The organism is Roseburia hominis, assembly GCA_040702975.1.
GTDB classification, from domain to species: domain Bacteria; phylum Bacillota; class Clostridia; order Lachnospirales; family Lachnospiraceae; genus Allocoprococcus; species Allocoprococcus hominis_A.
Genome location: CP159990.1, coordinates 748,615 through 770,205 on the forward strand (window position 1 = coordinate 748,615; position 21,591 = coordinate 770,205).

The following is a 21,591-nucleotide window of genomic DNA, read 5'->3' on the forward strand; positions in this document are numbered from 1 at the left end:
CTTTCCTGGTGCTATCGACTAAAATGAATGAAAGTGTTCACTTGCATTGAAAGGGAGTGGTTAAGGTGGATGAAACCAGCCAGAAGATCATAGACGCAACCATGTCACTGATCAGGGATAAAGGATATGTCGCAACAACGACAAAGGATATTGCAAAGACTGCAGGTGTGAATGAATGTACCTTGTTTCGTAAATTCAAAAACAAAAAGGATATTGTTTTAAGCGGAGTGGAACAGGAAAAATGGAGAGCTAATCTTACACCGGAAATATTCACAGATGTCAAATGGGAACTGCAGCCTGATCTGGAAATGTTCATGGAAAAGTATATGGAGAAAATCACACCGGAGTTCGTAAATCTGTCGATTGGACTCAGGGCACCTCAGATCTATGAAGAAACTGCACCGATGGTGATGAAAGTCCCCCAGGCGTTTCTTTCTTCACTGATACAGTATTTTGAAGAAATGGAACAAAGAGGCAAATTGCCACATCTGGATTTTGAGTGTCTGGCACTGACGATTTTTTCAAGTACCTTCGGATATACATTTTTAAGTGCTTCATTTGACAAAAAACTGTCTGGTGTCAGGAAAGAGCAGTATATCAAACAGTCGGTCGCAACCTTTATTCAGGGAATACCTGAACGGAAATAGTGTTACGGTACTGTCATGTGATAGTACCGTAAAAAAATATCTGTAATGCAAGCGAGTACACGCAATCATAAAGGAGGAGTATGCGATGCAGATTACTGGAGCAGAATTATTTGTAAAAGCATTATTAGCGGAACAGGTGGATACGCTTTTTGCCTATCCGGGAGGGCAGGCCATTGATTTGTTTAATGCTCTTTATGGTGTAGAAGGGCTGGATGTGATTCTTCCCCGTCATGAACAGGGGCTGGTTCATGCTGCAGATGGATATGCACGTTCCACAGGAAAAGTCGGAGTGTGCCTTGTGACAAGCGGACCCGGAGCAACGAATCTGGTTACGGGAATTGCAACTGCCAATTATGACAGTGTTCCCCTGGTCTGCTTTACGGGGCAGGTTCCGACACATCTGATTGGAAATGATGCATTTCAGGAAGTTGATATTGTTGGGATTACAAGGAGCATCAGCAAGTATGCGGTTACCGTCCGCAGGCGGGAAGATTTAGCCATTACGATAAAGAAAGCATTTTATATCGCAAGGTCTGGGAAACCGGGCGTTGTAGTGGTGGATCTTCCAAAGGATATTCAGCAGGCGTTAGGAAGTGACGGATATCCACAGAGTATCGAGATCCGCAGTTATAAGCCAAATACATCGGTTCATATGGGGCAGATCAAAAAGTCGCTGGATTGTCTGAAAAGGGCAAAGCATCCGGTTTTCCTGCTGGGCGGAGGTGTGAATATTTCCCGTGCAAATGAGGTTATGACTGCTTTGGCTGAGAAAACAGGGATTCCGGTGGTTACAACGATTATGGGGAAAGGGGCAATCCCTACCAGTCATCCTCTGTATGTTGGGAACCTTGGTATTCATGGGAGCTATGCTGCGAATACGGCAATCAGTGAATGTGATGTGCTGTTTTCCATCGGTGTCCGTTTCAATGACCGCATTACTGGTAAAGTCAGTGAATTTGCCAAAAAAGCAGCTATCATCCATGTGGATATTGATCCGGCATCTATTTCAAGAAATATAGAAGTAGATATTCCGATTGTGGCAGATGCCAAAAATGTAATTACCGCATTGCTTGAAAAAGCGCCGGAATTTGATTTTCACGAATGGAGAATGCAGATTGATGAGTGGAAGAAACAGAAACCGCTTGGGATGAAGCAGACGGGTGAGTCAGGAGTCACACCGTTTGCAGTCATACAGAAAATCAATGAAATATTTTCTGATGCAGTTATTACAACAGATGTCGGCCAGAATCAGTTGTGGACCACACAATTTCTTGAACTGACAGATCAGAAACAGATGCTGACCTCTGGCGGTCTTGGAACCATGGGATATGGCTTTCCGGCAGCGATTGGAGCCAAGCTGGGAAATCCGGATAAAGATGTTATTACAATTTGCGGTGATGGCGGTATCCAGATGAATATTCAGGAAATGGCTACAGCGGTTGTATATGAACTCCCGGTCATCATTTGTATCTTGAATAATGGATATTTGGGGAATGTTAGGCAGTGGCAGGAAATGTTCTTCGATAAGCGCTATTCCAGCACATGTCTGCGTTACCGTAAAAGCTGTGCTGCGGCCTGCAATACACCCTCTGCCTGCTGCCCGGAATATACACCGGATTTTATCAGGCTGGCAGAAAGTTACGGGGCAAAGGCGATCCGGGTTCAGAGGTATGAGGAAATCGAAAGTACATTATCAGAAGCTAAAAATACAGAGAAAATTCCTACGGTGATTGAATTTATCATAGAACGGGAAGAAAATGTTCTTCCGATTGTTCCGCCGGGAAAACCCTTAAGTGATATGATTATGGGAGGTGACGAGTGATGAAGAAAAGATGGATCAGCCTTTTTGTTGAAAATGATATCGGAGTGCTGGCACGTATTTCCGGATTGTTTTCCGGAAAGTCCTACAACCTGAACAGCCTGACAGTCGGCACAACAGAAGATACCACGATTTCAAGAATGACAATCAGCCTTACCAGCGACGATAAGACATTTGAACAGATAAAGAAGCAGCTTAACCGGAGTGTGGAGGTCATTAAGGTCGTTGATTTTACGGACACAGCAATTCACATGAAGGAATTAATGTTTGTTAAAATTCACGGATGTTCGGAGCATGATATGATGAAGCTGTCTTACATGAAAGAGATTTTTCAGGCGAAGATGATTGATTATGCCCCATCAATGGCTCTGATCGAAAGTGTTCAGACAGAGGCAGGGAATAATGATTTAATTAAACTGTTGGAAAGCGATTTCTCTGGCAGGATTGAAGTTGTACGGGGCGGCAGTGTTGCGATTGAAGCGATCAGTTTTTCAGAGCGATAACAGGCGGTCAAGATGATAGAAATTGTGTTGAGAAAGATTGGAGAATCAGGGGATGTTTCAGAAATTATTCTTGCTTTACTGCCGACAGTGGGAACAATAGTCACTGATCATTCCACGGATGTCATTGCTTTTCTAGGGTTGGTTATCCGTATGAAAGAGCAGATGGTTTATCGGGATTGCCAATTAGTATCCATGACGCATTATGAATTTTTTACGTTATCTTATCTGGCACTGCATCCGGGATGGGTATTCAGTAAAGAGCAGATATACGAAGCAGTGTGGCGAGAAACTGGTGATAAGTGTGGTACGGCGGTTGTGAACGTGATAAGCCAAATCAGACGGAAGATTGGTGAGAGGTACATAAAAACGGTTATCGGTAGCGGATATAAATTTGAAGCATAGGTAAAAATCCGGCAGCAGGCATCTGTGGAATGGATGTGGCTGTCGGATTTTTATCATGCTGCTGTACTCACATTTTACAAATGCGGACAGCCGTGGATTTTCCACATGACGAGTTTAACAAACTTATCAATATAGACCGACAAAGTTATCTTTCATGACAACGAATAATAAGAAATCTATGGTAACATCCTACCCGTAGTGGTAAATTGTTCTACAGGAAAGGGTGCGAAACATGGAAAATGAAGTATACGAAAAAGACTATGGAGAGGAATTCCGGGAGAGAAGTGATAGGGCAAAAGGGCAGGACTTTTTAGACACATTGATGGATGTTGGCTTCTTCCAGGCGTACCAGGAGGAAATGGACAAAATCCCAAAGCGTGTGGTTCCAAAAGAGAAAGCAGATTATGAGTACCTGCTTGGAGAATGTGATGCCTATGTGCAGCAGTTTGGCGGAAAGGTACGGGGTGAGGTAGATTACCAGAAATGGCAGGCTACCATAGATCTGTATCAGTCACATTTTGAGTTCTGTGACAGGGAGGCACTGACGCTGCTAAAAGAGATCGCAGAACGGGCGGAGAATGTGACGTTTTCGATTAAGGACGGGCTGTTGCGGATGACCGTATTCATTGGGTATTTTGATGAGGTGTATTAAGGGTGAGAGCATCTGTCAGTGAGGACTGGCGGATGCTTTTTTCTCACAGATATGGTATGCTGTAAGCAGAATTATTTGTCGGAGGTACGGAGCCATGGACGATCAGCTGAACCTATTAGATTATGAGACGATCAAGGGTGCTGTTGCTGGAGAGAAATGGGCAATGGAACGGATTCTTAAACATTATGATTCCTATATGGCTGAACTTGCTACGGTGAAAGAGACACAGCCGGATGGCAGCGTGAGAGCTTATGTGGATGAGGATTTGAAGCAGGAGATAGCGCTGAAACTTTTGGAGGAGATACCGAACTTTCCGCTGGAGAAAGTGGAGAGAGTAGCAAAAGAGGAAGCAGAGGCGGAAATTATTTGAGAGCAGTCTTTGCCTTTTATCTCAATTGAGAAAATGCAGGATTAAGGTAAATGTAAAAAATTTAGGCATCAAGTTTACGAGAACTGCTTATGAATCAAGGCATGAAAGTGCGGGATTGTTCAAAGTTTTATGGACTTGGTAGAAATCATTGTAGAGTTGCAATACGGAACCATAAGGAGAATGAAAAACTTGTTGCAACTCTACAAGATATATTCAAATAGTAATTTTACCATTATTATGCGCTGCTATAATTGTTCCCGAATAATCTCGGCAAGTGTTATAGCAGCCTTTTCAAATTCTACACACGATGTATAGGCATAAGAAAGCCGTAGGGAGTTATTGTGTTCAAAGTCATAAATATCTCCAGGATTTAAGAGAATATTTGCTTTGACAGCATTTTCAAAAAGCCGTTCCATGTTGAGCGGCTTTTTTAGGGTAAGCCAGATGTAAAAGCCGCCTGCAGGAAAATTCCATTTCGCAATATCATCATAGTAATGTTCCAGAACAGATAGGGCATGGTTTCTGCGCTGCAGTAATTCCCCTTTTAGATCAATCAAATATTTACTATACATCCCACTGGAAAGAAGTTCTGCAAACACCCATTGTGAAATAGAACTGGCACCGTAGTCCATCTGCATCTTTACATCCCCTAATCTTTGGACGATTGGTTCAGCGGCAATGAGCCAGCCAATACGCAGGCCAGGAGCAAAAGATTTCGATGCACTTCCCAAATAAATAACCATGCCTGTCTTATCCATTGATTTTAGTGTTCTGGGGTGATTTCCTTCATAGCATAATTCCTGATATGCGCTATCTTCGATAATCGGCAGGCGATTAGCGGTACAAAATGCAATCAGTTCTTCACGTCTGCGCTCTGACATGGATATACCTGTGGGATTATGGTTGGTGGGTATTGTATAAAGGATAGAGGAGCTTTGCGGATCATTTCTTTTAAGCTGTGATTCTATTTTCCAAAACTGCATTCCATTGGCATCCATTGGTACTCCGGATAGGTTCATTCCGGCAGATTGGAATACCTGCAGGGATTTCAGATATGTTGGAGCTTCTGTATATATAGTCGATCCGCTTTTTAATAGGCAGACAGAAATTAACTGTAGTGCCTGAAGCGAACCGGATGTAATTAAAATGCAGGAAGGCGGAGCATCAATGCCTAAAGTTCTCATATGGCGGGATATAGCTTCCCTCAATGCAGGAAGGCCCAGAGGCTCTAAGTATCCTAAAGAAGTTACCTTTTTACTTAATTCCTCTAATACACATTTCCACATACTTTCAGGAAAAAGTCGTGGGTCGAGTTCACCAGTTCCTAATCTTATCATGCCGGGTACAAATTCCAAGCGGTTAATAGCCTGAATCGTAGAATTGTTTGCCTGAAAAAAGCCAGAAGTGACATAGTTGCTCCAGTTTGGAGAAGGGGGCAGGAGCAGTGACCATGTATTACTGACAATCTGTGTTCCAGCTCCATGGCGGCCTTCAATAATGCCGTAGGAAGTTAATTCTTCTATGGCAGTGACAACTGTACTCCGGTTTACTCCAAAGCTCTCTGCTAAAGTGCGTTGTGGGGGAAGTCTGGTACCGATGGGCCATTCACCTATTGCGACTTTATTGCACACGAATTGAACAATTTGCTGGTAAATAGGTGTTGTTGACTTTTTATCTGGTTTCCAGTCTATTTGGATCGGCAGTGTTCGTTTCAAGATATCATCTCCTGTTTTGGTTGGTTCTAATTTTGCATATTTGGATGGTTACAAAAGGGCATAGTGAAGTTATAATTAGTTAGTAATATGCACGAACAACTTGATTATACCATATAATCTCAGTTGTATGAAGATACAGAAATAAAATTTGGTTGGTTTAGGAGAGAATGAAATGAGTTATTTTTTACAAGGATTGACGATGGGACTTGCTTATGTTGCCCCGATTGGCCTTCAGAACTTATTTGTTATTAACTCGGCACTGACACATTCACGAAGGCGGGCGCTTATGACTGCGCTGATTGTGATTTTTTTTGATGTCACACTGGCATTGGCCTGTTTCTTTGGCATTGGTGCCGTAATGCAGCGATATGAGTGGCTACAGATGCTGATTCTTTTAGCAGGCAGTCTGATTGTGATCTACATAGGAATTGGATTGCTGAGATCAAAGGTAGAAGAACTGGAAAAGTCAGAATCAGATTTATCTGTCCGGAAGACGATTTCTTCTGCCTGTGTTGTAACCTGGTTTAATCCCCAGGCAGTCATAGACGGAACAATGATGCTTGGAGCATTCCGTGTGACACTCACTGCATCGCAATCCACACCGTTTATCTCCGGTGTTGCGGCGGCATCCTGTTTATGGTTTACGGGACTGACTTTTGTGATCTCTATTTTTAGCAGTAGATTTAATGCAAAGGTTCTGCGGGTCATTAATGTAGTTTGTGGCACTGTTATTATATTTTACGGGGTGAAACTGTTCTGGAATTTTGTAATGATGGTTGTATAAGTATCAAAACAGATCTACGAAGCGGTCTGGAGAGAGCCGGGGGATAAGTGTCAGGCTGCGGTTACAAATGTGGTGAGTGCGCTTAGAAGGAAGATTGGGTATGGGTATATAGAGACTGTGGTTGGGAGAGGGTATCGGTTTGTGGGGTGAGAATAGAGCTGGTAGCAGGCATCTGGAAACAGGTGTGGCTATCGGTTCTTTTTGTATGGATAAACTTTACTTCGTATGAGCATATGGATAGCCACTCGAAAAAAAGATATAAAAAAATTCCTCCAAACTGAAAACAGGTCTGGAGAGTGTTTGTTAGGTCTTTCGGGCATAGCAAAACCGCCCACTAAAACACTGTTTTTTTATTTGGTGGGCGTTCACCTTAAAACCTTACGAAATAAAATAGAACCAACAAACGGTGATTTCTTTTCACCAGTTCATTGGCTCTGTGATTACTACTACTTGAAAGTTTTTGATTTCTATCAATGTTTCTAGCTTGCATTAAGGGCAATAAAGCGGAAGGTTTTAATAACTCTGCTACATTTTTACTATTGTTTAGCCAAAATTTATATTGATAAATTTTAAGATATTGTTATTAAAAGGTTGAATGTGATTATATAAAAAGCCAATCTCACGAGGGGGAATTGGTTTTGATAAGTTTATTTCTATGAGAGAAGACGATTCTATTTCGTGTTCAACGAATTGTTTTACAACACATGATATGCCAATGCTCATTTTTGCAAATTCGATAAGCATATCCATATCATTAATTTCCAAAATATGTGATGGCATTATATTGTTTTTGGCATAGTAGTTATTTATATGTGTGCGAGAACCGTTATCTTTATTAAGTAGCATAATATTTCCATGTTCAAAAATTTCATCATTTGTACAGTTTAATTTATTTCTATATGTGGGGGTACAAACAAAAACATATTCAATTATCCCTAATGAATGGTATTGAGATTTGCCTAATTTTTCTGGCTTTGCTACAAAGGCTAAATCAATATTGCCTTTTTCAATCATAGAACAAGCATTTGATGAAGAGGTACAGGTAATGGATACGTCGGTATTGGGGTATTGATGTGTAAACTCTTTGAGGTAAGGCATAAGAAAATGTTTGCACAATACATTACTTGCAGCTATCCGTAAATGTCCTGTACTTTTGGGCGATTTAAGAAGCTGTTCTGTATCAGAAAGCAAATTAAATGCTCGCCTTGCATTGTCATATAGTATTTTCCCCTTTTCAGTAAGAGAAACGCCCTTGGGGTTTCGTATAAAGAGCGTGGTATTTAGGCTTTCTTCCAGTTTTTTAATTGTAATGCTTACGGCAGGCTGGGATATATATAATTGTGTTGCTGCTTTTGATATGCTTTTACATTCAGCCACTGAAAGAAAAATTTTATATTTCGTAAGATTATCAAATATGTCCATATCACATCTCTCCATAAATTTTATTTATATGTTTGATAAAATACATATATTTGAATTATATCATTAGGGGTACTATAATTCAAGATAGAAAATAAGAAGGAGGTGTTATTGAATGAACACATTTGAATTTGATGGAAAGAAGTACAAAATGGCTTCAATACATCAAAAAGAGTGGGGAAATACACTGATTTCAGAACTTCAACTCAAAGGAGATGAAAGAATTTTGGATTTGGGTTGTGGAGATGGAGTTTTAACAGAGCAATTATCTTTAGCAGTACCAAATGGAAAGGTTTTAGGTATTGATGCTTCAATTGGGATGATAAAAACGGCAAAAAGCATTAAAAAAGATAACATTGAATTCCAACAATTGGATATCAACGAAATAGATTATAAAAATGAATTTGATGTTATTTTTTCAAATGCTGCATTACATTGGGTTAAAGACCATAAAAGATTGCTGAAAAGTGCATATAAAGCATTAAAGATGCAAGGAGTAGTGTTGTGGGATTTTGGCGGTGATGGTAATTGTGCGAACTTTATCGATGTGGTTCGTAAAAAAATAATGGATGATAAATATGCAGGATATTTTAAAGGTTTTGAATGGCCATGGTTCATGCCATCAAAATCTCAATATGAGGATTTAATGTATTTTAGTGGCTTTTCTAATTTTACAATTATGGAGGTGAACAGAGATAGGTATTTTTCAAATGAAGATGAAATGATAAGATGGATAGACCAGCCTTCTATTGTTCCGTTTCTTAAATATATACCCGATAAAGAAAAAGATATATTTCGTGATGAGATAATTGCTGAAATGAAAAAAAGAACGCAGCAGTCAAACGGTACTTATTTTGAAACTTTTCGCAGATTAAAAATATATGCTAAAAAATAAACTAAACAAAGGAAAGGGGATATTTGAAAAAAATAGAATGGATACGTTGCCCTATTTGCAATGGTAGGACACGTAATAAAGTTAGAGAAGATACAGTTTTGATAAATTATCCTTTCTATTGTCCAAAATGTAAACAAGAAAATTTAATCAATGTAAAGTTATTAAAGGTAGTAGTTATCAAAGAGCCAGACGCTAAGACGCAGAGCCGGTAACCCATAGAAGCATTTTCTTAGGTTGTCGGCTCGATTTTTTTTATAAGGCGGGTGATGTACAATAGGAAAAATTCTTATACTGACTTTCGCAGACTCGGAAGAACATATCGTGAATAAAATCCTTACAGCGGTGGAAGGTGAGACAGGAATGGAATCTATTCAAAATCCCCATTCCCCATCCGTTCTTACCTTCTCCGGACTGGAAATCCACATACACGAACAGACCGTCTACCATAACGATACGCTCATCCCACTGACACATCATGAGTTCTTTACTCTTACATATTTGGCATCCCATCCATCCTGGGTGTTTAGTAAAGAGCAGATCTATGAGGCAGTATGGAAAGAGCATGGTACGAATTGTGGTAGTGCCGTGACAAATGTAGTGAGTCAAATACGGAGGAAGATCGGCGATGAGTATATTGAGACTGTGATTGGCAGCGGGTATCGTTTTGTGGGGTGAGAATAGAGGCAGAAGTAGTTGTTCTGTTATGGGAGCAGTTACCTCTGCTTTTTTAAGTTATCAGAAAGTTTAGGATCATTTAAGACTGTATGACTTGCTTCTTTCGCTTTGGCGAAATATAATAAAATCATTGTGCATAGAAAAAATAAGAGTGCGGTATCAAAATCTTCTCGCTTGTTAAGATTAAATTAAGATTGCATAAAGGCTATATTAAGAGTGAAACAGTATTCTATATAGATAAGACTGATAAAAATAAACCGCAGTTAGAAAGGTAAATATGAAATGGCTGAATATAAAATAATGATTGTTGACGATGAACCAGATATTTTGATTCTGCTGGAAAAGGCACTGAATATGGAGGGTTTTTCTGATATTGTCAAATGTGGTAATGGACTCGTTGCCGTAGATGCCTGCCAAAAACTCCTCCCAGATCTTATGATTTTGGATGTGATGCTGCCGGACATCGACGGTTATGAGGTGTGCAGACAAATCAGGCAGTTTTCCCATTGCCCGATCCTGTTCCTTTCCTCAAAAAATGATGAAGTTGATAAGATACTCGGTTTGGCTGTGGGCGGCGATGATTATGTTACAAAGCCTTTTAGTCCCAAGGAGGTAGCTTTTCGAGTGAAAGCACAACTGCGTCGGGCTGAATATCAGAAAAGCCCGGATAGAACCCACATTATCACTGTTGGAGATTTAGTGATTGACCCGGACGGTTGCGGAGCCGCAAAGAGTGGCAGGGATATGGAACTGACTGCAAGAGAATTTGAAATTCTGCATTATCTGGCCCAAAATTTAGGACGTGTAGTAAGCCGTGAACGTCTGTATGAAGCGATTTGGGGCGAAGATAGCTTTGGGTGTGACAATACGATCATGGTGCATATCAGGCATCTGCGCGAAAAACTGGAGGATAATCCCACAAAGCCGCAGTATATTATCACAATGAAAGGTTTAGGTTATAAGCTGGTGAATCCTGATGAAAAATAGATGGAAAAGAAATCCGCTTGTAAGAATTGTTGTTTTACTCGTTGCATTGGTATTGATCGGAGCTGCTTCGGGAATTGGATTGTTTTATTATGCTTTTTCCATCCCTGAACCGGAAGGGTTAAGTCTGGCAGCATGGCCGAACCGCTTTACTGAAAATTTTTCAACATGGATACAAAATGAGGATGGATCGATTACAATAGAGGACATAGGATTAGAAAGGCTGGACGAATATGGGCTTTGGCTTCAAGTCGTTGATGAATCAGGACAGGAAATTTTTTCCCATAACAAGCCCTCAGATTATCCTTCCAATTACTCGGCCTCTGAATTGGTGGAATTGGCGGCAAGCGGATATGAAAACGGGAATACAGTTTTTGTGAGCAGTTATGAAGATTCCGGCAATACATGGAACTACATTGTTGGTTTTCCTTATGCTATTGGGAAATATATGCTCTATTATAACGGTGAAACCGTGAGCCGTCTTTCTCCGATGTTTCGGATGGGGATATTTTTTATAATCTTTGTGGGCAGTTCGCTATTTCTTATTTATGGTTTTTGGCTCACACGCCAAATGGGGAAAATATCAAGAGGGATTGGCGCTGTTTCACTCCGCACCTATCAGAAGCTCCCGGAAAAAGGCATATTCAATGGTATTTACGCGGCACTCAATAAAATGGACGCAGAAATTCGTTACAGCGATCAGCTCAAGAACAAAACAGAGCGTGCGCGTCAGGAATGGATTGCCAATATCACTCATGACTTAAAAACCCCACTTTCTCCTGTAAAGGGATATGCGGAGCTGCTTGCGCATGGGACGGCAAACGATAGCCAGACGGTGCAGGAATATGGTTCGATTATCTTGAAAAATGTCGATCATGTCGAAAAGCTGATAAATGATCTGAAGCTGACCTATCAACTGGAATCAGGGGCATTGCCCTTTCATCCCGAACAGGTGCGGCTGGTGCGCTATCTAAAAGAATTGGTGATAGATATTGTAAACGACCCGGCATTTTCAAATCGAAACATAGAGTTTGAATGTGACCTTCCAGAGATTACAGCCACCATTGACCCTGATCTATTTCATCGGGCGGTGTGCAATCTTGTTGTCAACGCACTTGTTCATAATCCGCCTGACACAACGATAACTGTATCTGTTTCGGAAGATAATGGAAAGGGCATCTGTCTTTCCGTCCGTGATAATGGAGTAGGGATAAGCGAGACGGAACAGGCTGAACTGTTCACCAGATATTATCGAGGAACCAATACAAAAGAAAAGCCGGAGGGCAGCGGCCTGGGACTTGCGATTGCAAAGCAAATTATCACACTGCACGGTGGCGATATTGCTGTTAAGAGTAAGCTGGGCGATGGTACGGAGTTTTCAATACAGATTCCTGCAAATTAAGGTTAAATTAAGATACGGAAAAGTCAGACCTAAGATGGGTGATTTATGATATAAGCATAGATCACCTATTTTTATTTGATCTAAATTCAAAATGAACAGGAGGCTTTGTATGGAACTTCAATTACAGCATTTGCGCAAGCAATATGGAACGAAGTGCGCTGTCGATAATGTAAGTATCCATTTAGAACCCGGCGTATATGGCCTGCTTGGTGCAAACGGAGCAGGAAAAACCACTTTAATGCGGATGATCTGCGGTGTGCTGAAACCAACATCCGGCAGCATCCGCTTGGATGGAAAGACAATGCAGGAGCTGGGGGAACGCTACTACACTCATTTGGGCTATATGCCGCAGGACTTCGGATTCTATCCCGATTTTACAGCACGTGAGTTTATGCTCTACATGGCAGCGGTAAAAGGCCTGGACAAAAAACACGCCAGAGTCCGGACGGAGGAACTGCTGGAATTGGTGAATCTGCGTGATGTGGCAGACAAGAAGATCAAGTCATATTCCGGCGGTATGAAACAGCGTTTAGGAATCGCACAAGCGGAACTGAACGATCCTGACATTCTGATTCTGGATGAGCCAACTGCAGGGCTTGACCCGAAGGAGCGTGTCCGCTTCCGCAATATCATTTCCGACTTTGCTAAAGATAAGATTGTGATTCTCTCCACCCACATTGTTTCGGATGTTTCGTATATTGCAGATATTATCCTGATGATGAAACAAGGTAAAATATTGCTCCAGGGTCCTAGGGAAACCGTCACGAACAGTATTGGGGGCAAAGTGTGGGAGGTTATGGTTGATGAGCGCAAAGCTGCGTGGTACAGCCGGAACCTTCGCGTTGTCAACCTGCACCACGAAGGTAATTTGGTTCGTTTGCGGATTGTAGATGATGTGCCACCTGCACCGGATACCAGTATCGTGGAACCCGGTCTGGAAGATCTGTTCCTGTATCATTTCAGCGAAGATGTGCAGGATGAAAGGAGTGATGATAATGAAAACTTTGGTTAAGTACGAATTTCTGAAGGTTCTGCGGAAAAAGTCTGCCTTGATTGCAATGGCGGTAAGCCTGCTCATAACCGCTGTTTTCTTTGGCCTGCCAATCACACAGTTTCAGATTAATAACCAGGATGGGGTTCTTCGGGGGTTGGAAGGTATTGCATACGAAAAAGAACAGTATGCGGACATCTCTGTCTCCTTAACGAATGAATATGTTACTGAAACCATCCGGGAAGTGCAGGCGCTCTTTGAAGATCCGGATCATATAGGCTATGACGGGAATGAGCAGTTTTTAATTGAGGGCGCATATTGGAACGGGATTGCACCACGGGAAAAGCTGTTGGGATTGATCGCAAGAAACTATGCTGCTCCCAATGTGAGCGCTAGGTACAATGCACTCACTGATTTAGATGTTTCGGATGGAACAGACTTCTATCAGGCACGAAAGGACAAAATCGAAACGATACTGAGTGACCCTTCTAATGGGCTGTCAGAAGCAGAAAAAGATTATTGGCGGAATATGAACAGTGAGGTGGAAGAACCCTTCCAATATGGCTACTTCGGCGGATGGGAAGTAATTATTTCTGCCTTTGAACTGTTAATGTTTGCGATTTTGGCCATCTGTATTGTGATCGCACCTGTTTTTGCCGGTGAATATCAGGCTGGCACAGATGCAGTCATTTTGTCCGGCAAGTATGGAAAGACCAAGTTGACCACGGCAAAAATTGTTGCTGCACTTTTATTTGGAGTGTTGGCATTTACCCTTCATGTTCTCGTTGCATTTGGTATCTCACTTGCGGCATTTGGAATGGATGGCTGGAATCTTCCTTTGCAGATCAACGGCACTACCGTTCCTTATCCGCTTACATTCCTGGAGGGTACGCTTCTCAATTTGGGTGTCATTTATTTCGTCCTAATCGCCATGATTGGCTTGACTCTTTTCCTGTCAGCCAGAATGAAAAGCCCTTACTTTGTACTAATCGTTGTTGTTCCGGTGCTTTTTATACCCATGTTCCTTTCTCCGAATGGAACCACTGGAATCTACAATTTGTTTGTACTTTTGACACCGTATCAATCACTGGTTCCTCGTTTCAACTCGTACCTTTCCTATCAGTTCGGTTCCGTAATTTTGGACGCTTTTGCCATGAGAGGACTTGTTTATGTGATACTGACATTGATTTTGCTGCCTCTTGCGAGGATCGGCTTTAAGAAACACCAGGTTGCATAAGGAGGCGCTGATGAAAAATAAAAAGTATATCATCATCACAGTTGTCGCGGTTATCATTGTCGCTGCGGCGATAATGATAACGCAGCCTTTTAAGTGGTCCGAGAAATCATTTGAAGCGGTTGTTCAAGAAAGGGTCACTCAATCCGACGGAGAAATTCGTTTGATTGTGGAACGAACAACAGAAATCTATGGCGACCCTATGAACTCTCTTGGTATCAGCGAAGAAACAAAGCTTCTGTCCGCCAATGGAGAAGAAATAGCGATTGGTGACTTTCGGCAAGGAGACACTGTAAGCGTAACGCTGAAAGATGCTTTTACAGAAGAAACACCTTTTTACTACCCTGTCGTATATGAGATCAAACTTGTTAAATATTGAGCAATCTGCCAGATAGCAGTAAAAACAGCATATCTTGATTGGCAATAAGGAGGAGAGGGATATGTTAGCACAAATGAATATAGAACGCCAGCCTGTTATCCAACGGGGCAACCTTACCATTGATCCACAGTGCTGCATGGTTTTATTAGAAGCAGAAAATATCAGTCTGTATCCAAAAGAATTTGATGTCCTTATCCTGCTGGCACAGTATCCCGGTTGGGTGCTTTCGCCGGAACAGATATATGAAACTGTTTGGAAGGAAAGCGTGGCAGGGTGTGAGCATGTGATCTATAATGTGATCTGCCAGCTTAGAAGGAAACTGAAAAATCCAGATTTGATTCAGACGATGGTTGGGAGAGGTTATCGGTTTGTGGGGTAGTGTGATCTCTCGGAGCAGTGAGAAATAAAGCTGCTCCATGTGATTTTGCTGTTTTCTAATGGTATATACGGAAACAGCCTGGAAGGAGCCGGGGAATCAGTGTCAGGCTGCGGTAGTAAATGTGGTGAGTGCGCTTAGAAGGAAGATAGGGGATGGGTAAATAGAGCTGGTAGCGGGCATCTGGAAACAGGTGTGGCTATCAGCTTTTTTTTGCGTTATTCTTAAAATTCTGTGTTCTCCACCTGAACTCCGCTTTTCTATGGTATACTTGGCATCGGAGGCGATATAGATGCAGAAAAATATTTTAATTATTGAAGATGAAAAATCTATACGGAATATACTAAAAGCATTTTTAGAGGACGCAGGCTATCAGATTACCCTATTCAAAAAACGATTGGGTGTATTTGCTGAATAGAGGCGGATGCCCCGGAATTCAGTGTTTGGTGCCGGTTCCGGAGTTTATTCGTTTTAGGGTACGATGCGGTAATCCGATTGAGAATGCTTATGTATGGTAAAGAAGCAGAAATTACAAACAGGTAGACAACCAATGTAACACTATTCCAGAATTGAATCAGTAGCAAGAAAAGTCGAAGTATAGATTTTTCTTGCTATTTTCTTGTATTAAAGGAAAGTTCTCCTGTCGGAGAACCCTTGAATTAATGCTCATGTACGGTAAAGAAGCAGAAACTAAAAATAAGAGATAGACCGCCAGCACCACACTATTCCGCATAATAAATGTTAAAAGGTCTTGACATTTTGGCTTCCGTGAGTATAATTAAAAATGTAAAGACCTTTTAACATTACAGAGGTTCTTTAACAGTACATCGGGAGGTAAATCCATATGAAAAATTTAGATGAAATGGACAGAAACATTCAGTTGCGCTCGGAAGAAATCGGCTATAAAGTCACACTCTTGATTTTGTCCGTTTGGACATTTTACGACTGTTGGCAGGTTCTTGTAAATGGCGCAAAATATAGCCCGTTGCCGGGGCTGATTGTTTGCTTTGTGGTATGTATTCAAGGCTTTTCACAAATGGCAATGAAACGGAAAATGATTGCTGGTGATGAAGAATACCACGAACCGAACAAATTTGTTTGGGCTATCGTTGGTGTAATTGCTGTTGTCGCCATTCTGCTATCTATCGGCACATACTTTTTGATGAAAGCGTAAAACGCTATGAGGAATGTGATTAAAAAACTTAGGAAAGAAGCAGGATTACGGCAAGAGGATATGGCAAATGAGTTAGGCGTAAGCCGTCAAACAATTATAGCGATTGAGAATGATAAATACAATCCCACTCTTGAACTTGCAATGAAAATCGCTAAACTGTTAAATCTCCATGTAGACGAAATTTTCTTTTTAGATGAATGAAAGTAGCAAACCCAGCCAAGCCAGTCAACGGTCAAGATGAACGGGCTTCGCCCGCCGTTGACAGCCCCGCCCGGTTTTGCAGCCCAGCAGTCAAGTGGCGACAGCCTAAAGTGCTGCCGCCACTTACTATCATAAAAGGCAACTACCAACCAGCATTTATGGAGGAAAGTAGATTTTCTATGTCCTGTGCAGCAGAATACCGGGAGCATATCGAGGAATATATAAGGATACACACTCAAGGATATCGGTTTAGGGTGCAAATTTAACGATTACCCTACTCAAAAAACGAAAGGGTGCATTTGCTGAATAGAGGAGGAGGCCCCGTAATTCAGTGTTTGATGCCGGTTCCTGAGTTTTTTCGTTTTAGGGTACGATGCGATAATCCGATTGAGAATGCTTATGTATGGTAAAGAAGCAGAAATTACAAATAGGTAGGCTTCTAATGCAACACTATTCCAGAATTGATTCAATAGCAAGAAAAGCCGATGTATAGATTTTTCTTGCTATTTTCTTGTTTTTATTGACTTCCGATACAGACTGTATTATACTGTACTTACATAAAAGTACAGTTAAGCACAGTTGGAGAGTGAGAAGTTGAATATAATTATTAGCAATCGGACAAGCAAACCTATTTATGAGCAGATAGCCAGTCAGATTAAAGGCTCTATTATGAGCGGAGAATTGCAAGCCGGCGAAGCACTCCCCTCAATGCGGGCTTTGGCAAAATCATTGAAAGTCAGTGTATTGACCGTACAAAATGCCTATGAATGTTTACAAAGAGATGGTTTTATTGAAACCACTGCTGGAAAAGGCTGTTTTGTATCAGCACAAAATCAAGACTTTTATCTTGAAGAACAGCAAAAGAAAATCGAAGAATTGTTTATAGCTGCGATAGAAATTGCACGTTGCAGCGGTATCAAACAGGAAAAGCTGGAAACCCTGCTGAAAGTATTATGTGAGGAGGAGTAAGAATGAATAACGCAATTGTGGTACAGAATTTGACTAAAAATTATGGCGATTTTGTTTTAGACAGTTTGTGTTTTGAATTGCCTCAAGGACATATCATGGGAATTATTGGAGAAAACGGTGCTGGTAAATCTACTACAATCAATTGTATCCTGAATGAGGTAAAAGCCAGTAGTGGAACCATACAAATTTTTGGCAAAGACCATATAGCAGCAGAAAAGGAAATTAAAAACGAGATAGGCGTAATTTTTGATGAATGTACTTTCCCGGTTTATTTCACAGTGAAGCAGCTTGAACAGGTAATGAAACATGCGTATTCAAATTGGGATACTGCAACGTATTATTCGTATGTGAGAAAATTTTCACTTCCAGAGAAAAAGATGATTAAAGATTTTTCAAGAGGGATGAAAATAAAAGTTGCTTTTGCTGTTGCGTTATCACATAATGCCAAGTTACTGATTTTGGACGAAGCGACAAGCGGATTAGATCCCATTATTCGTGATGATATTTTGGATATTCTATTTGAGTTTATACAAAATGACACACATTCCGTATTGTTTTCCTCACATATTACAGACGATTTAGAAAAAATTGCCGATTATATCACTTTTATACATGCAGGCAAAAAAATCTTTACAATGCCTAAAGACGAGTTGTTAGATAATTACGGGATTGTAAAATGCACAGATGAACAGTTCGGAGCTGTTGAAAATGGCGATTATATCATTTATCAAAAACAAGACTATCAATATCGGTTATTGGTTGCCGACAGGAATAAAACAGAGAAAAAATATCCAAAGTTAGTCGTTGAGCCTGCTTCTATAGACGATATTATGCTTCTATATGTGAAAGGAGAAATTGTATGAAAGGTCTAATTATAAAAGATTTAACTGTCTACAAAAGGACATTAAAGAAAAGCAATCTCATTTTTGAATTTGCCTTATTTTTAGCACTCCTTTTTTTTAATCATTACATTGGATTATTTTTATTTAACATTGTAATCCTGCTTACATCCGGCATGGCTGTTGCAGGAATTATGTTTAACGATGACAGCGCATCTAAATGGGAAAAATTTATGATCGTTCTTCCTGTCAGCAAAAAAGATATAATTTTTAGTCGTTTTGCAGCGGTATGGGTTATTTTAGGAATTGAATTTGTGGAAGTCCTTTTATTCAACATTTTGTCAGCGGTAATTCATGCCCCTGCAATGTTAACCACATATATCTCTTTTGCTGTAATTGGGTTTTTGGGAGCATTTGTTTTGTCCGCAATATCTTTAACAATCAATTATTTAAAGGATGATAAACTATCAGGCGTAGTTGGTATGATGACGATTATTGTTGCTATCATTGTTTCTTTTTTAGTTTATCAATCTGGCGTTAACATAATTGATGTGCTTAATACTTCAAAAACTATTCTTTTGCTACTGGCACTTTTAGGAGCAATTGTTTCCTTTGTCGTATCATTTTATGTATCGGTATGGGGATTTTCACGAAAGCACAGTTAAAGGGGGGACGCTATGGGAACAGATTTTCTTGCAATTATTCTTATGCTATTGATATTGGGAACACATTGGTTTCTTATCCACTCAAAAATCAAAGCGCTGGGAGCGATTATCCCTTGCCTGCTGTTTATATGCTGCATTTGGTCTTTTGTTTCATTTAAGCCTGACACACAGACAGCAATTTATTTAATTGGCTGTTTTGCGATTGCAATATTTGCATGTACATACTTGTGGATAAAAGCGTTAAAGAAATAGCTGAAATAAAAGATGGGTGGTGATACGGATGGAACGATTGAGATTGTAATGAGGATCATTAAGGCATCTGGAATAGTGACAGAGACAGTGCTTACTTCTTTTGCGGTTAAAAATATAGAACAAAGAGTATCTGTTCTTGCTTTTTCTAAACTGGAAATCCATCTAAAAGAACAGGTTGTTTACCATAGTGGGGAGCTTATTTCTATGAGCCACCATGAGTTTTTCACATTATTATATTTAGCGCAGCACCCGGGTTGGGTGTTCAGTAAGAAACAAATATATGAAGCCGTGTGGAAAGAGGCTGGAGATGGCTGGGCAGCGGTGACGAACGTGGTAAGCCAGATCAGACGGAAGATTGGGGAGAGGTACATAAAAACGGTTATCGGCAGTGGATACAAATTTGAAGTATGAGGATGGCCGGCAGCGGGCATCTGAAAACGGTGGAAAGAGTCCATTCTCTATGGTATACTTGCAATACGAGTAAAGAGACAAATATGGATTTGAAGGATTTAGTTGGAGGTAAGCTGTATGGTTGATTTGTGGCAGATTTTATAGCAGGTATAATAGAATTGATAACTAAACCCTGGGTAGACAAGATGAACAAGAAATGGAAATCCAGAAAAAAGAAATAGATAGATCGGGATTCAACGTACAGGAAGGAAATAGAAATGGACATAAAAGAAATAGAGAAACTCCTTACATCGAGAAATATACAGTATGAGGTCATTCAACAGGATAAGCCTATTTTATCTGCATTGGATGCTGAAGGCTATTATCCTGTTGAAAAATCAGCACCTACATTTGTGTTGCAAACAGAGAATGGTTTGATAGGGTGTATGGTTTCTTTACAGAATGGACGACTTGATTTTGACAAATTGAAACAGGTTTTCGGTTTCAGCAAGCTGAAAATGGCTGATAGGAAGAAGATAAAAAGCCAAACTGGATATGACGTTGGAGCCATTCCGCTTGTTGGTTTACATCTTCCCTGTATATTCGACAGAAAACTTCTTAAACATGATTTTGTGTATGGCGGCACTGGAAATGAATTGTTCACATTGAAAATTGCTCCATCGGAATTGCTGAAAGTAAACGAAGTTATAGGAATGTTTGATTAAAAACGCAAGTTCCAGCTTTGGAGGAGGATGAAAGATGGAAATGGAATTTTCAAAAGATGACTTAATAGAAGCGAAAAGACAGATTGATTCAACACTGCATAAGTTAAGGGAAACGATAAAGACTTTAGAATCCAAAGAAAATGTGGAAAGGTATAAATCACAAATCACACTGGCAAAAAGGCGGGTAAGAGCCTTTGAAATTGCGAATTGCTTTATTGAAAATGAAATTGAAAAATGAACAGCTTTCTGTCTGCTAGGTGACAAATATTTCTGTATATATAATGAACTAAGGAGAAGGAGCGAAAGAAAAAAATAGGAATTGAGGAATGTGAACTTATGAATATAACAGATAAAAATATAGATGGCGGAAAAGCATTTGATTGGGGTAAAACTTCAACAGATTATGCAAAGTTCCGTGACATTTACCCGCAGGAATTTTATGATAAAATAATAAAACGTGAACTATGTATGAAAGGACAGCGTGTTCTTGATGTAGGAACAGGAACCGGAGTGCTGCTAAGAAGTATGTATCGTTATGGTGCCAAGTGGACAGGTACAGATATTTCTGCGAATCAGGTGGAACAGGCAAGAATTCTTTCCAAAGGTATGGATATTGACTATTATTCACTGCCTACAGAAGATATAGATTTTCCAGAAAATTCTTTTGATGTAATTACCGCATGTCAGTGCTTTTGGTATTTTAATCACGAACAGGTTAAATCTAAGTTTTTTCGTATGCTGAAACCGGATGGACGTATTCTTATATTGTATATGGCATGGCTACCCTTTGAAGACAAAATTGCAGGAGAAAGTGAAAGGCTTGTTTTAAAATACAGTCCTAAGTGGAGTGGAGCGGGAGAAACTATTCATCCAATATTCATTCCTGATTGCTATAAGGAAAAATTTGAACTGGTTTATCATGAGGAATATCCTTTGAAGGTGCGTTTCACCCGTGAAAGTTGGAATGGCAGAATGAAAGCCTGCCGAGGCATTGGTGCTTCTCTAACAGAGCAGGAGATTTCTGCGTGGGAAAAGGAACATATTAAATTACTTGCAGAAATTGCTCCTTCTGAGTTTGATATTTTACATTATGCTGCTATTGCCGAGTTAAAAGTAATAAAATAAATAT

At 40.3% G+C, this 21,591-nt stretch carries 30 protein-coding genes; 28 read left to right on the forward strand and 2 right to left on the reverse strand.

The genetic code is table 11. The annotated features are described in order from the left end of the window. Positions 1-65: 65 nt before the first annotated feature. The 6 genes from ABXS75_03375 (at position 66) to ABXS75_03400 (ending at position 4,393) form a co-directional block, all read left to right on the forward strand. The gene (locus tag ABXS75_03375; GenBank protein XCP85856.1) at positions 66-647 is read left to right on the forward strand and encodes a TetR/AcrR family transcriptional regulator; all 582 of its coding nucleotides are present in this window, start codon (positions 66-68) and stop codon (positions 645-647) included. An 85-nt stretch (positions 648-732) separates the two neighbouring features. Next, positions 733-2,469: a biosynthetic-type acetolactate synthase large subunit gene (gene ilvB, locus ABXS75_03380; protein XCP85857.1), complete on the forward strand. Its 1,737-nt coding sequence runs from the start codon at positions 733-735 to the stop codon at positions 2,467-2,469. Further along, positions 2,469-2,969 (forward strand): acetolactate synthase small subunit, encoded by a 501-nt coding sequence (ilvN, locus tag ABXS75_03385; GenBank protein ID XCP85858.1) that lies wholly within the window; start codon positions 2,469-2,471, stop codon positions 2,967-2,969. Before ilvB ends, ilvN begins: the two co-directional genes overlap by 1 nt. Before the next feature lie 12 nt (positions 2,970-2,981). Further along, on the forward strand, positions 2,982-3,371 hold the full coding sequence (locus ABXS75_03390) for a winged helix-turn-helix domain-containing protein (protein ID XCP85859.1): 390 nt from the start codon (positions 2,982-2,984) through the stop codon (positions 3,369-3,371). A 232-nt stretch (positions 3,372-3,603) separates the two neighbouring features. Beyond that, a complete protein-coding gene (locus tag ABXS75_03395) occupies positions 3,604-4,023 on the forward strand; it encodes a hypothetical protein (protein ID XCP85860.1) in 420 nt (139 codons plus the stop codon). A gap of 94 nt (positions 4,024-4,117) precedes the next feature. Beyond that, a complete protein-coding gene (locus tag ABXS75_03400) occupies positions 4,118-4,393 on the forward strand; it encodes a helix-turn-helix domain-containing protein (GenBank protein XCP85861.1) in 276 nt (91 codons plus the stop codon). Between the two features lie 245 nt (positions 4,394-4,638). Here ABXS75_03400 and ABXS75_03405 read toward each other — a convergent pair whose 3' ends face one another. Continuing rightward, entirely contained in the window at positions 4,639-6,108 is a 1,470-nt protein-coding gene (locus tag ABXS75_03405; GenBank protein ID XCP85862.1) for a PLP-dependent aminotransferase family protein, read from the reverse strand. Between the two features lie 172 nt (positions 6,109-6,280). Here ABXS75_03405 and ABXS75_03410 point away from each other — a divergent pair, with 172 nt between their 5' ends. Continuing rightward, positions 6,281-6,892 carry a LysE family transporter gene (locus ABXS75_03410; protein ID XCP85863.1) on the forward strand — a complete coding sequence of 204 codons (612 nt, stop codon included), beginning with the start codon at positions 6,281-6,283 and terminating at the stop codon, positions 6,890-6,892. 12 nt (positions 6,893-6,904) lie between these two features. Further along, positions 6,905-7,042, forward strand: a complete 138-nt coding sequence (locus tag ABXS75_03415; protein ID XCP87079.1) for a winged helix-turn-helix domain-containing protein — start codon at positions 6,905-6,907, stop codon at positions 7,040-7,042. A gap of 393 nt (positions 7,043-7,435) precedes the next feature. Here ABXS75_03415 and ABXS75_03420 read toward each other — a convergent pair whose 3' ends face one another. Continuing rightward, positions 7,436-8,314 (reverse strand): LysR family transcriptional regulator, encoded by an 879-nt coding sequence (locus tag ABXS75_03420; protein XCP85864.1) that lies wholly within the window; start codon positions 8,312-8,314, stop codon positions 7,436-7,438. 112 nt (positions 8,315-8,426) lie between these two features. Between ABXS75_03420 and ABXS75_03425 the strand changes: the two genes are divergently transcribed. The 20 genes from ABXS75_03425 (at position 8,427) to ABXS75_03520 (ending at position 21,587) form a co-directional block, all read left to right on the forward strand. Then, complete coding sequence (locus tag ABXS75_03425) at positions 8,427-9,206, forward strand: methyltransferase domain-containing protein (GenBank protein ID XCP85865.1); 780 nt, start codon at positions 8,427-8,429, stop codon at positions 9,204-9,206. Positions 9,207-9,229: 23 nt separating this feature from the next. Then, on the forward strand, positions 9,230-9,418 hold the full coding sequence (locus tag ABXS75_03430; GenBank protein ID XCP85866.1) for a cysteine-rich KTR domain-containing protein: 189 nt from the start codon (positions 9,230-9,232) through the stop codon (positions 9,416-9,418). Positions 9,419-9,527: 109 nt separating this feature from the next. After that, a complete protein-coding gene (locus ABXS75_03435; protein ID XCP85867.1) occupies positions 9,528-9,881 on the forward strand; it encodes a winged helix-turn-helix domain-containing protein in 354 nt (117 codons plus the stop codon). Between the two features lie 282 nt (positions 9,882-10,163). After that, positions 10,164-10,868, forward strand: a complete 705-nt coding sequence (locus ABXS75_03440) for a response regulator transcription factor (protein XCP85868.1) — start codon at positions 10,164-10,166, stop codon at positions 10,866-10,868. Positions 10,869-10,947: 79 nt separating this feature from the next. After that, positions 10,948-12,267: a HAMP domain-containing sensor histidine kinase gene (locus tag ABXS75_03445; protein XCP85869.1), complete on the forward strand. Its 1,320-nt coding sequence runs from the start codon at positions 10,948-10,950 to the stop codon at positions 12,265-12,267. Between the two features lie 109 nt (positions 12,268-12,376). After that, the gene (locus ABXS75_03450; protein ID XCP85870.1) at positions 12,377-13,279 is read left to right on the forward strand and encodes an ABC transporter ATP-binding protein; all 903 of its coding nucleotides are present in this window, start codon (positions 12,377-12,379) and stop codon (positions 13,277-13,279) included. After that, complete coding sequence (locus tag ABXS75_03455) at positions 13,263-14,495, forward strand: ABC transporter permease subunit (GenBank protein ID XCP85871.1); 1,233 nt, start codon at positions 13,263-13,265, stop codon at positions 14,493-14,495. The genes ABXS75_03450 and ABXS75_03455 overlap by 17 nt, the downstream gene beginning before the upstream one ends. Positions 14,496-14,505: 10 nt before the next feature. Then, the gene (locus tag ABXS75_03460; GenBank protein XCP85872.1) at positions 14,506-14,871 is read left to right on the forward strand and encodes a hypothetical protein; all 366 of its coding nucleotides are present in this window, start codon (positions 14,506-14,508) and stop codon (positions 14,869-14,871) included. Between the two features lie 61 nt (positions 14,872-14,932). Beyond that, positions 14,933-15,250, forward strand: coding sequence for a winged helix-turn-helix domain-containing protein (locus ABXS75_03465; GenBank protein XCP85873.1), 318 nt, complete (start codon positions 14,933-14,935; stop codon positions 15,248-15,250). 289 nt (positions 15,251-15,539) lie between these two features. Continuing rightward, positions 15,540-15,665: a hypothetical protein gene (locus ABXS75_03470; protein XCP85874.1), complete on the forward strand. Its 126-nt coding sequence runs from the start codon at positions 15,540-15,542 to the stop codon at positions 15,663-15,665. Positions 15,666-16,091: 426 nt separating this feature from the next. Continuing rightward, positions 16,092-16,421, forward strand: coding sequence for a hypothetical protein (locus ABXS75_03475; protein XCP85875.1), 330 nt, complete (start codon positions 16,092-16,094; stop codon positions 16,419-16,421). A gap of 6 nt (positions 16,422-16,427) precedes the next feature. Continuing rightward, positions 16,428-16,622, forward strand: coding sequence for a helix-turn-helix transcriptional regulator (locus ABXS75_03480; protein ID XCP85876.1), 195 nt, complete (start codon positions 16,428-16,430; stop codon positions 16,620-16,622). A 594-nt stretch (positions 16,623-17,216) separates the two neighbouring features. Then, positions 17,217-17,591, forward strand: a complete 375-nt coding sequence (locus ABXS75_03485) for a GntR family transcriptional regulator (GenBank protein XCP85877.1) — start codon at positions 17,217-17,219, stop codon at positions 17,589-17,591. 2 nt (positions 17,592-17,593) lie between these two features. Continuing rightward, positions 17,594-18,454 carry an ABC transporter ATP-binding protein gene (locus ABXS75_03490; GenBank protein XCP85878.1) on the forward strand — a complete coding sequence of 287 codons (861 nt, stop codon included), beginning with the start codon at positions 17,594-17,596 and terminating at the stop codon, positions 18,452-18,454. Next, on the forward strand, positions 18,451-19,095 hold the full coding sequence (locus ABXS75_03495; GenBank protein ID XCP85879.1) for an ABC-2 transporter permease: 645 nt from the start codon (positions 18,451-18,453) through the stop codon (positions 19,093-19,095). The genes ABXS75_03490 and ABXS75_03495 overlap by 4 nt, the downstream gene beginning before the upstream one ends. A gap of 12 nt (positions 19,096-19,107) precedes the next feature. Then, positions 19,108-19,347, forward strand: coding sequence for a hypothetical protein (locus tag ABXS75_03500; protein XCP85880.1), 240 nt, complete (start codon positions 19,108-19,110; stop codon positions 19,345-19,347). A 12-nt stretch (positions 19,348-19,359) separates the two neighbouring features. Continuing rightward, positions 19,360-19,758: a winged helix-turn-helix domain-containing protein gene (locus tag ABXS75_03505; GenBank protein XCP85881.1), complete on the forward strand. Its 399-nt coding sequence runs from the start codon at positions 19,360-19,362 to the stop codon at positions 19,756-19,758. A gap of 257 nt (positions 19,759-20,015) precedes the next feature. Beyond that, positions 20,016-20,462 carry a YbaK/EbsC family protein gene (locus tag ABXS75_03510; protein ID XCP85882.1) on the forward strand — a complete coding sequence of 149 codons (447 nt, stop codon included), beginning with the start codon at positions 20,016-20,018 and terminating at the stop codon, positions 20,460-20,462. Positions 20,463-20,496: 34 nt separating this feature from the next. Beyond that, complete coding sequence (locus ABXS75_03515; protein ID XCP85883.1) at positions 20,497-20,700, forward strand: hypothetical protein; 204 nt, start codon at positions 20,497-20,499, stop codon at positions 20,698-20,700. A 98-nt stretch (positions 20,701-20,798) separates the two neighbouring features. Beyond that, on the forward strand, positions 20,799-21,587 hold the full coding sequence (locus tag ABXS75_03520) for a methyltransferase domain-containing protein (protein ID XCP85884.1): 789 nt from the start codon (positions 20,799-20,801) through the stop codon (positions 21,585-21,587). Positions 21,588-21,591: the final 4 nt, after the last annotated feature.

What these genes read in the sequence shown, in the direction of transcription:
- ilvB (XCP85857.1), top strand. Translation starts at nt 733, where the DNA reads ATGCAGATTACTGGAGCAGAATTATTTGTAAAAGCATTATTAGCGGAA.
- ilvN (XCP85858.1), top strand. Translation starts at nt 2,469, where the DNA reads ATGAAGAAAAGATGGATCAGCCTTTTTGTTGAAAATGATATCGGAGTG.
- ABXS75_03390 (XCP85859.1), top strand. Translation starts at nt 2,982, where the DNA reads ATGATAGAAATTGTGTTGAGAAAGATTGGAGAATCAGGGGATGTTTCA.
- ABXS75_03395 (XCP85860.1), top strand. Translation starts at nt 3,604, where the DNA reads ATGGAAAATGAAGTATACGAAAAAGACTATGGAGAGGAATTCCGGGAG.
- ABXS75_03400 (XCP85861.1), top strand. Translation starts at nt 4,118, where the DNA reads ATGGACGATCAGCTGAACCTATTAGATTATGAGACGATCAAGGGTGCT.
- ABXS75_03410 (XCP85863.1), top strand. Translation starts at nt 6,281, where the DNA reads ATGAGTTATTTTTTACAAGGATTGACGATGGGACTTGCTTATGTTGCC.
- ABXS75_03420 (XCP85864.1), bottom strand. Translation starts at nt 8,314, where the DNA reads ATGGACATATTTGATAATCTTACGAAATATAAAATTTTTCTTTCAGTG.
- ABXS75_03425 (XCP85865.1), top strand. Translation starts at nt 8,427, where the DNA reads ATGAACACATTTGAATTTGATGGAAAGAAGTACAAAATGGCTTCAATA.
- ABXS75_03440 (XCP85868.1), top strand. Translation starts at nt 10,164, where the DNA reads ATGGCTGAATATAAAATAATGATTGTTGACGATGAACCAGATATTTTG.
- ABXS75_03450 (XCP85870.1), top strand. Translation starts at nt 12,377, where the DNA reads ATGGAACTTCAATTACAGCATTTGCGCAAGCAATATGGAACGAAGTGC.
- ABXS75_03455 (XCP85871.1), top strand. Translation starts at nt 13,263, where the DNA reads ATGAAAACTTTGGTTAAGTACGAATTTCTGAAGGTTCTGCGGAAAAAG.
- ABXS75_03460 (XCP85872.1), top strand. Translation starts at nt 14,506, where the DNA reads ATGAAAAATAAAAAGTATATCATCATCACAGTTGTCGCGGTTATCATT.
- ABXS75_03465 (XCP85873.1), top strand. Translation starts at nt 14,933, where the DNA reads ATGTTAGCACAAATGAATATAGAACGCCAGCCTGTTATCCAACGGGGC.
- ABXS75_03470 (XCP85874.1), top strand. Translation starts at nt 15,540, where the DNA reads ATGCAGAAAAATATTTTAATTATTGAAGATGAAAAATCTATACGGAAT.
- ABXS75_03475 (XCP85875.1), top strand. Translation starts at nt 16,092, where the DNA reads ATGAAAAATTTAGATGAAATGGACAGAAACATTCAGTTGCGCTCGGAA.
- ABXS75_03480 (XCP85876.1), top strand. Translation starts at nt 16,428, where the DNA reads ATGAGGAATGTGATTAAAAAACTTAGGAAAGAAGCAGGATTACGGCAA.
- ABXS75_03490 (XCP85878.1), top strand. Translation starts at nt 17,594, where the DNA reads ATGAATAACGCAATTGTGGTACAGAATTTGACTAAAAATTATGGCGAT.
- ABXS75_03495 (XCP85879.1), top strand. Translation starts at nt 18,451, where the DNA reads ATGAAAGGTCTAATTATAAAAGATTTAACTGTCTACAAAAGGACATTA.
- ABXS75_03500 (XCP85880.1), top strand. Translation starts at nt 19,108, where the DNA reads ATGGGAACAGATTTTCTTGCAATTATTCTTATGCTATTGATATTGGGA.
- ABXS75_03505 (XCP85881.1), top strand. Translation starts at nt 19,360, where the DNA reads ATGGGTGGTGATACGGATGGAACGATTGAGATTGTAATGAGGATCATT.
- ABXS75_03510 (XCP85882.1), top strand. Translation starts at nt 20,016, where the DNA reads ATGGACATAAAAGAAATAGAGAAACTCCTTACATCGAGAAATATACAG.
- ABXS75_03515 (XCP85883.1), top strand. Translation starts at nt 20,497, where the DNA reads ATGGAAATGGAATTTTCAAAAGATGACTTAATAGAAGCGAAAAGACAG.
- ABXS75_03520 (XCP85884.1), top strand. Translation starts at nt 20,799, where the DNA reads ATGAATATAACAGATAAAAATATAGATGGCGGAAAAGCATTTGATTGG.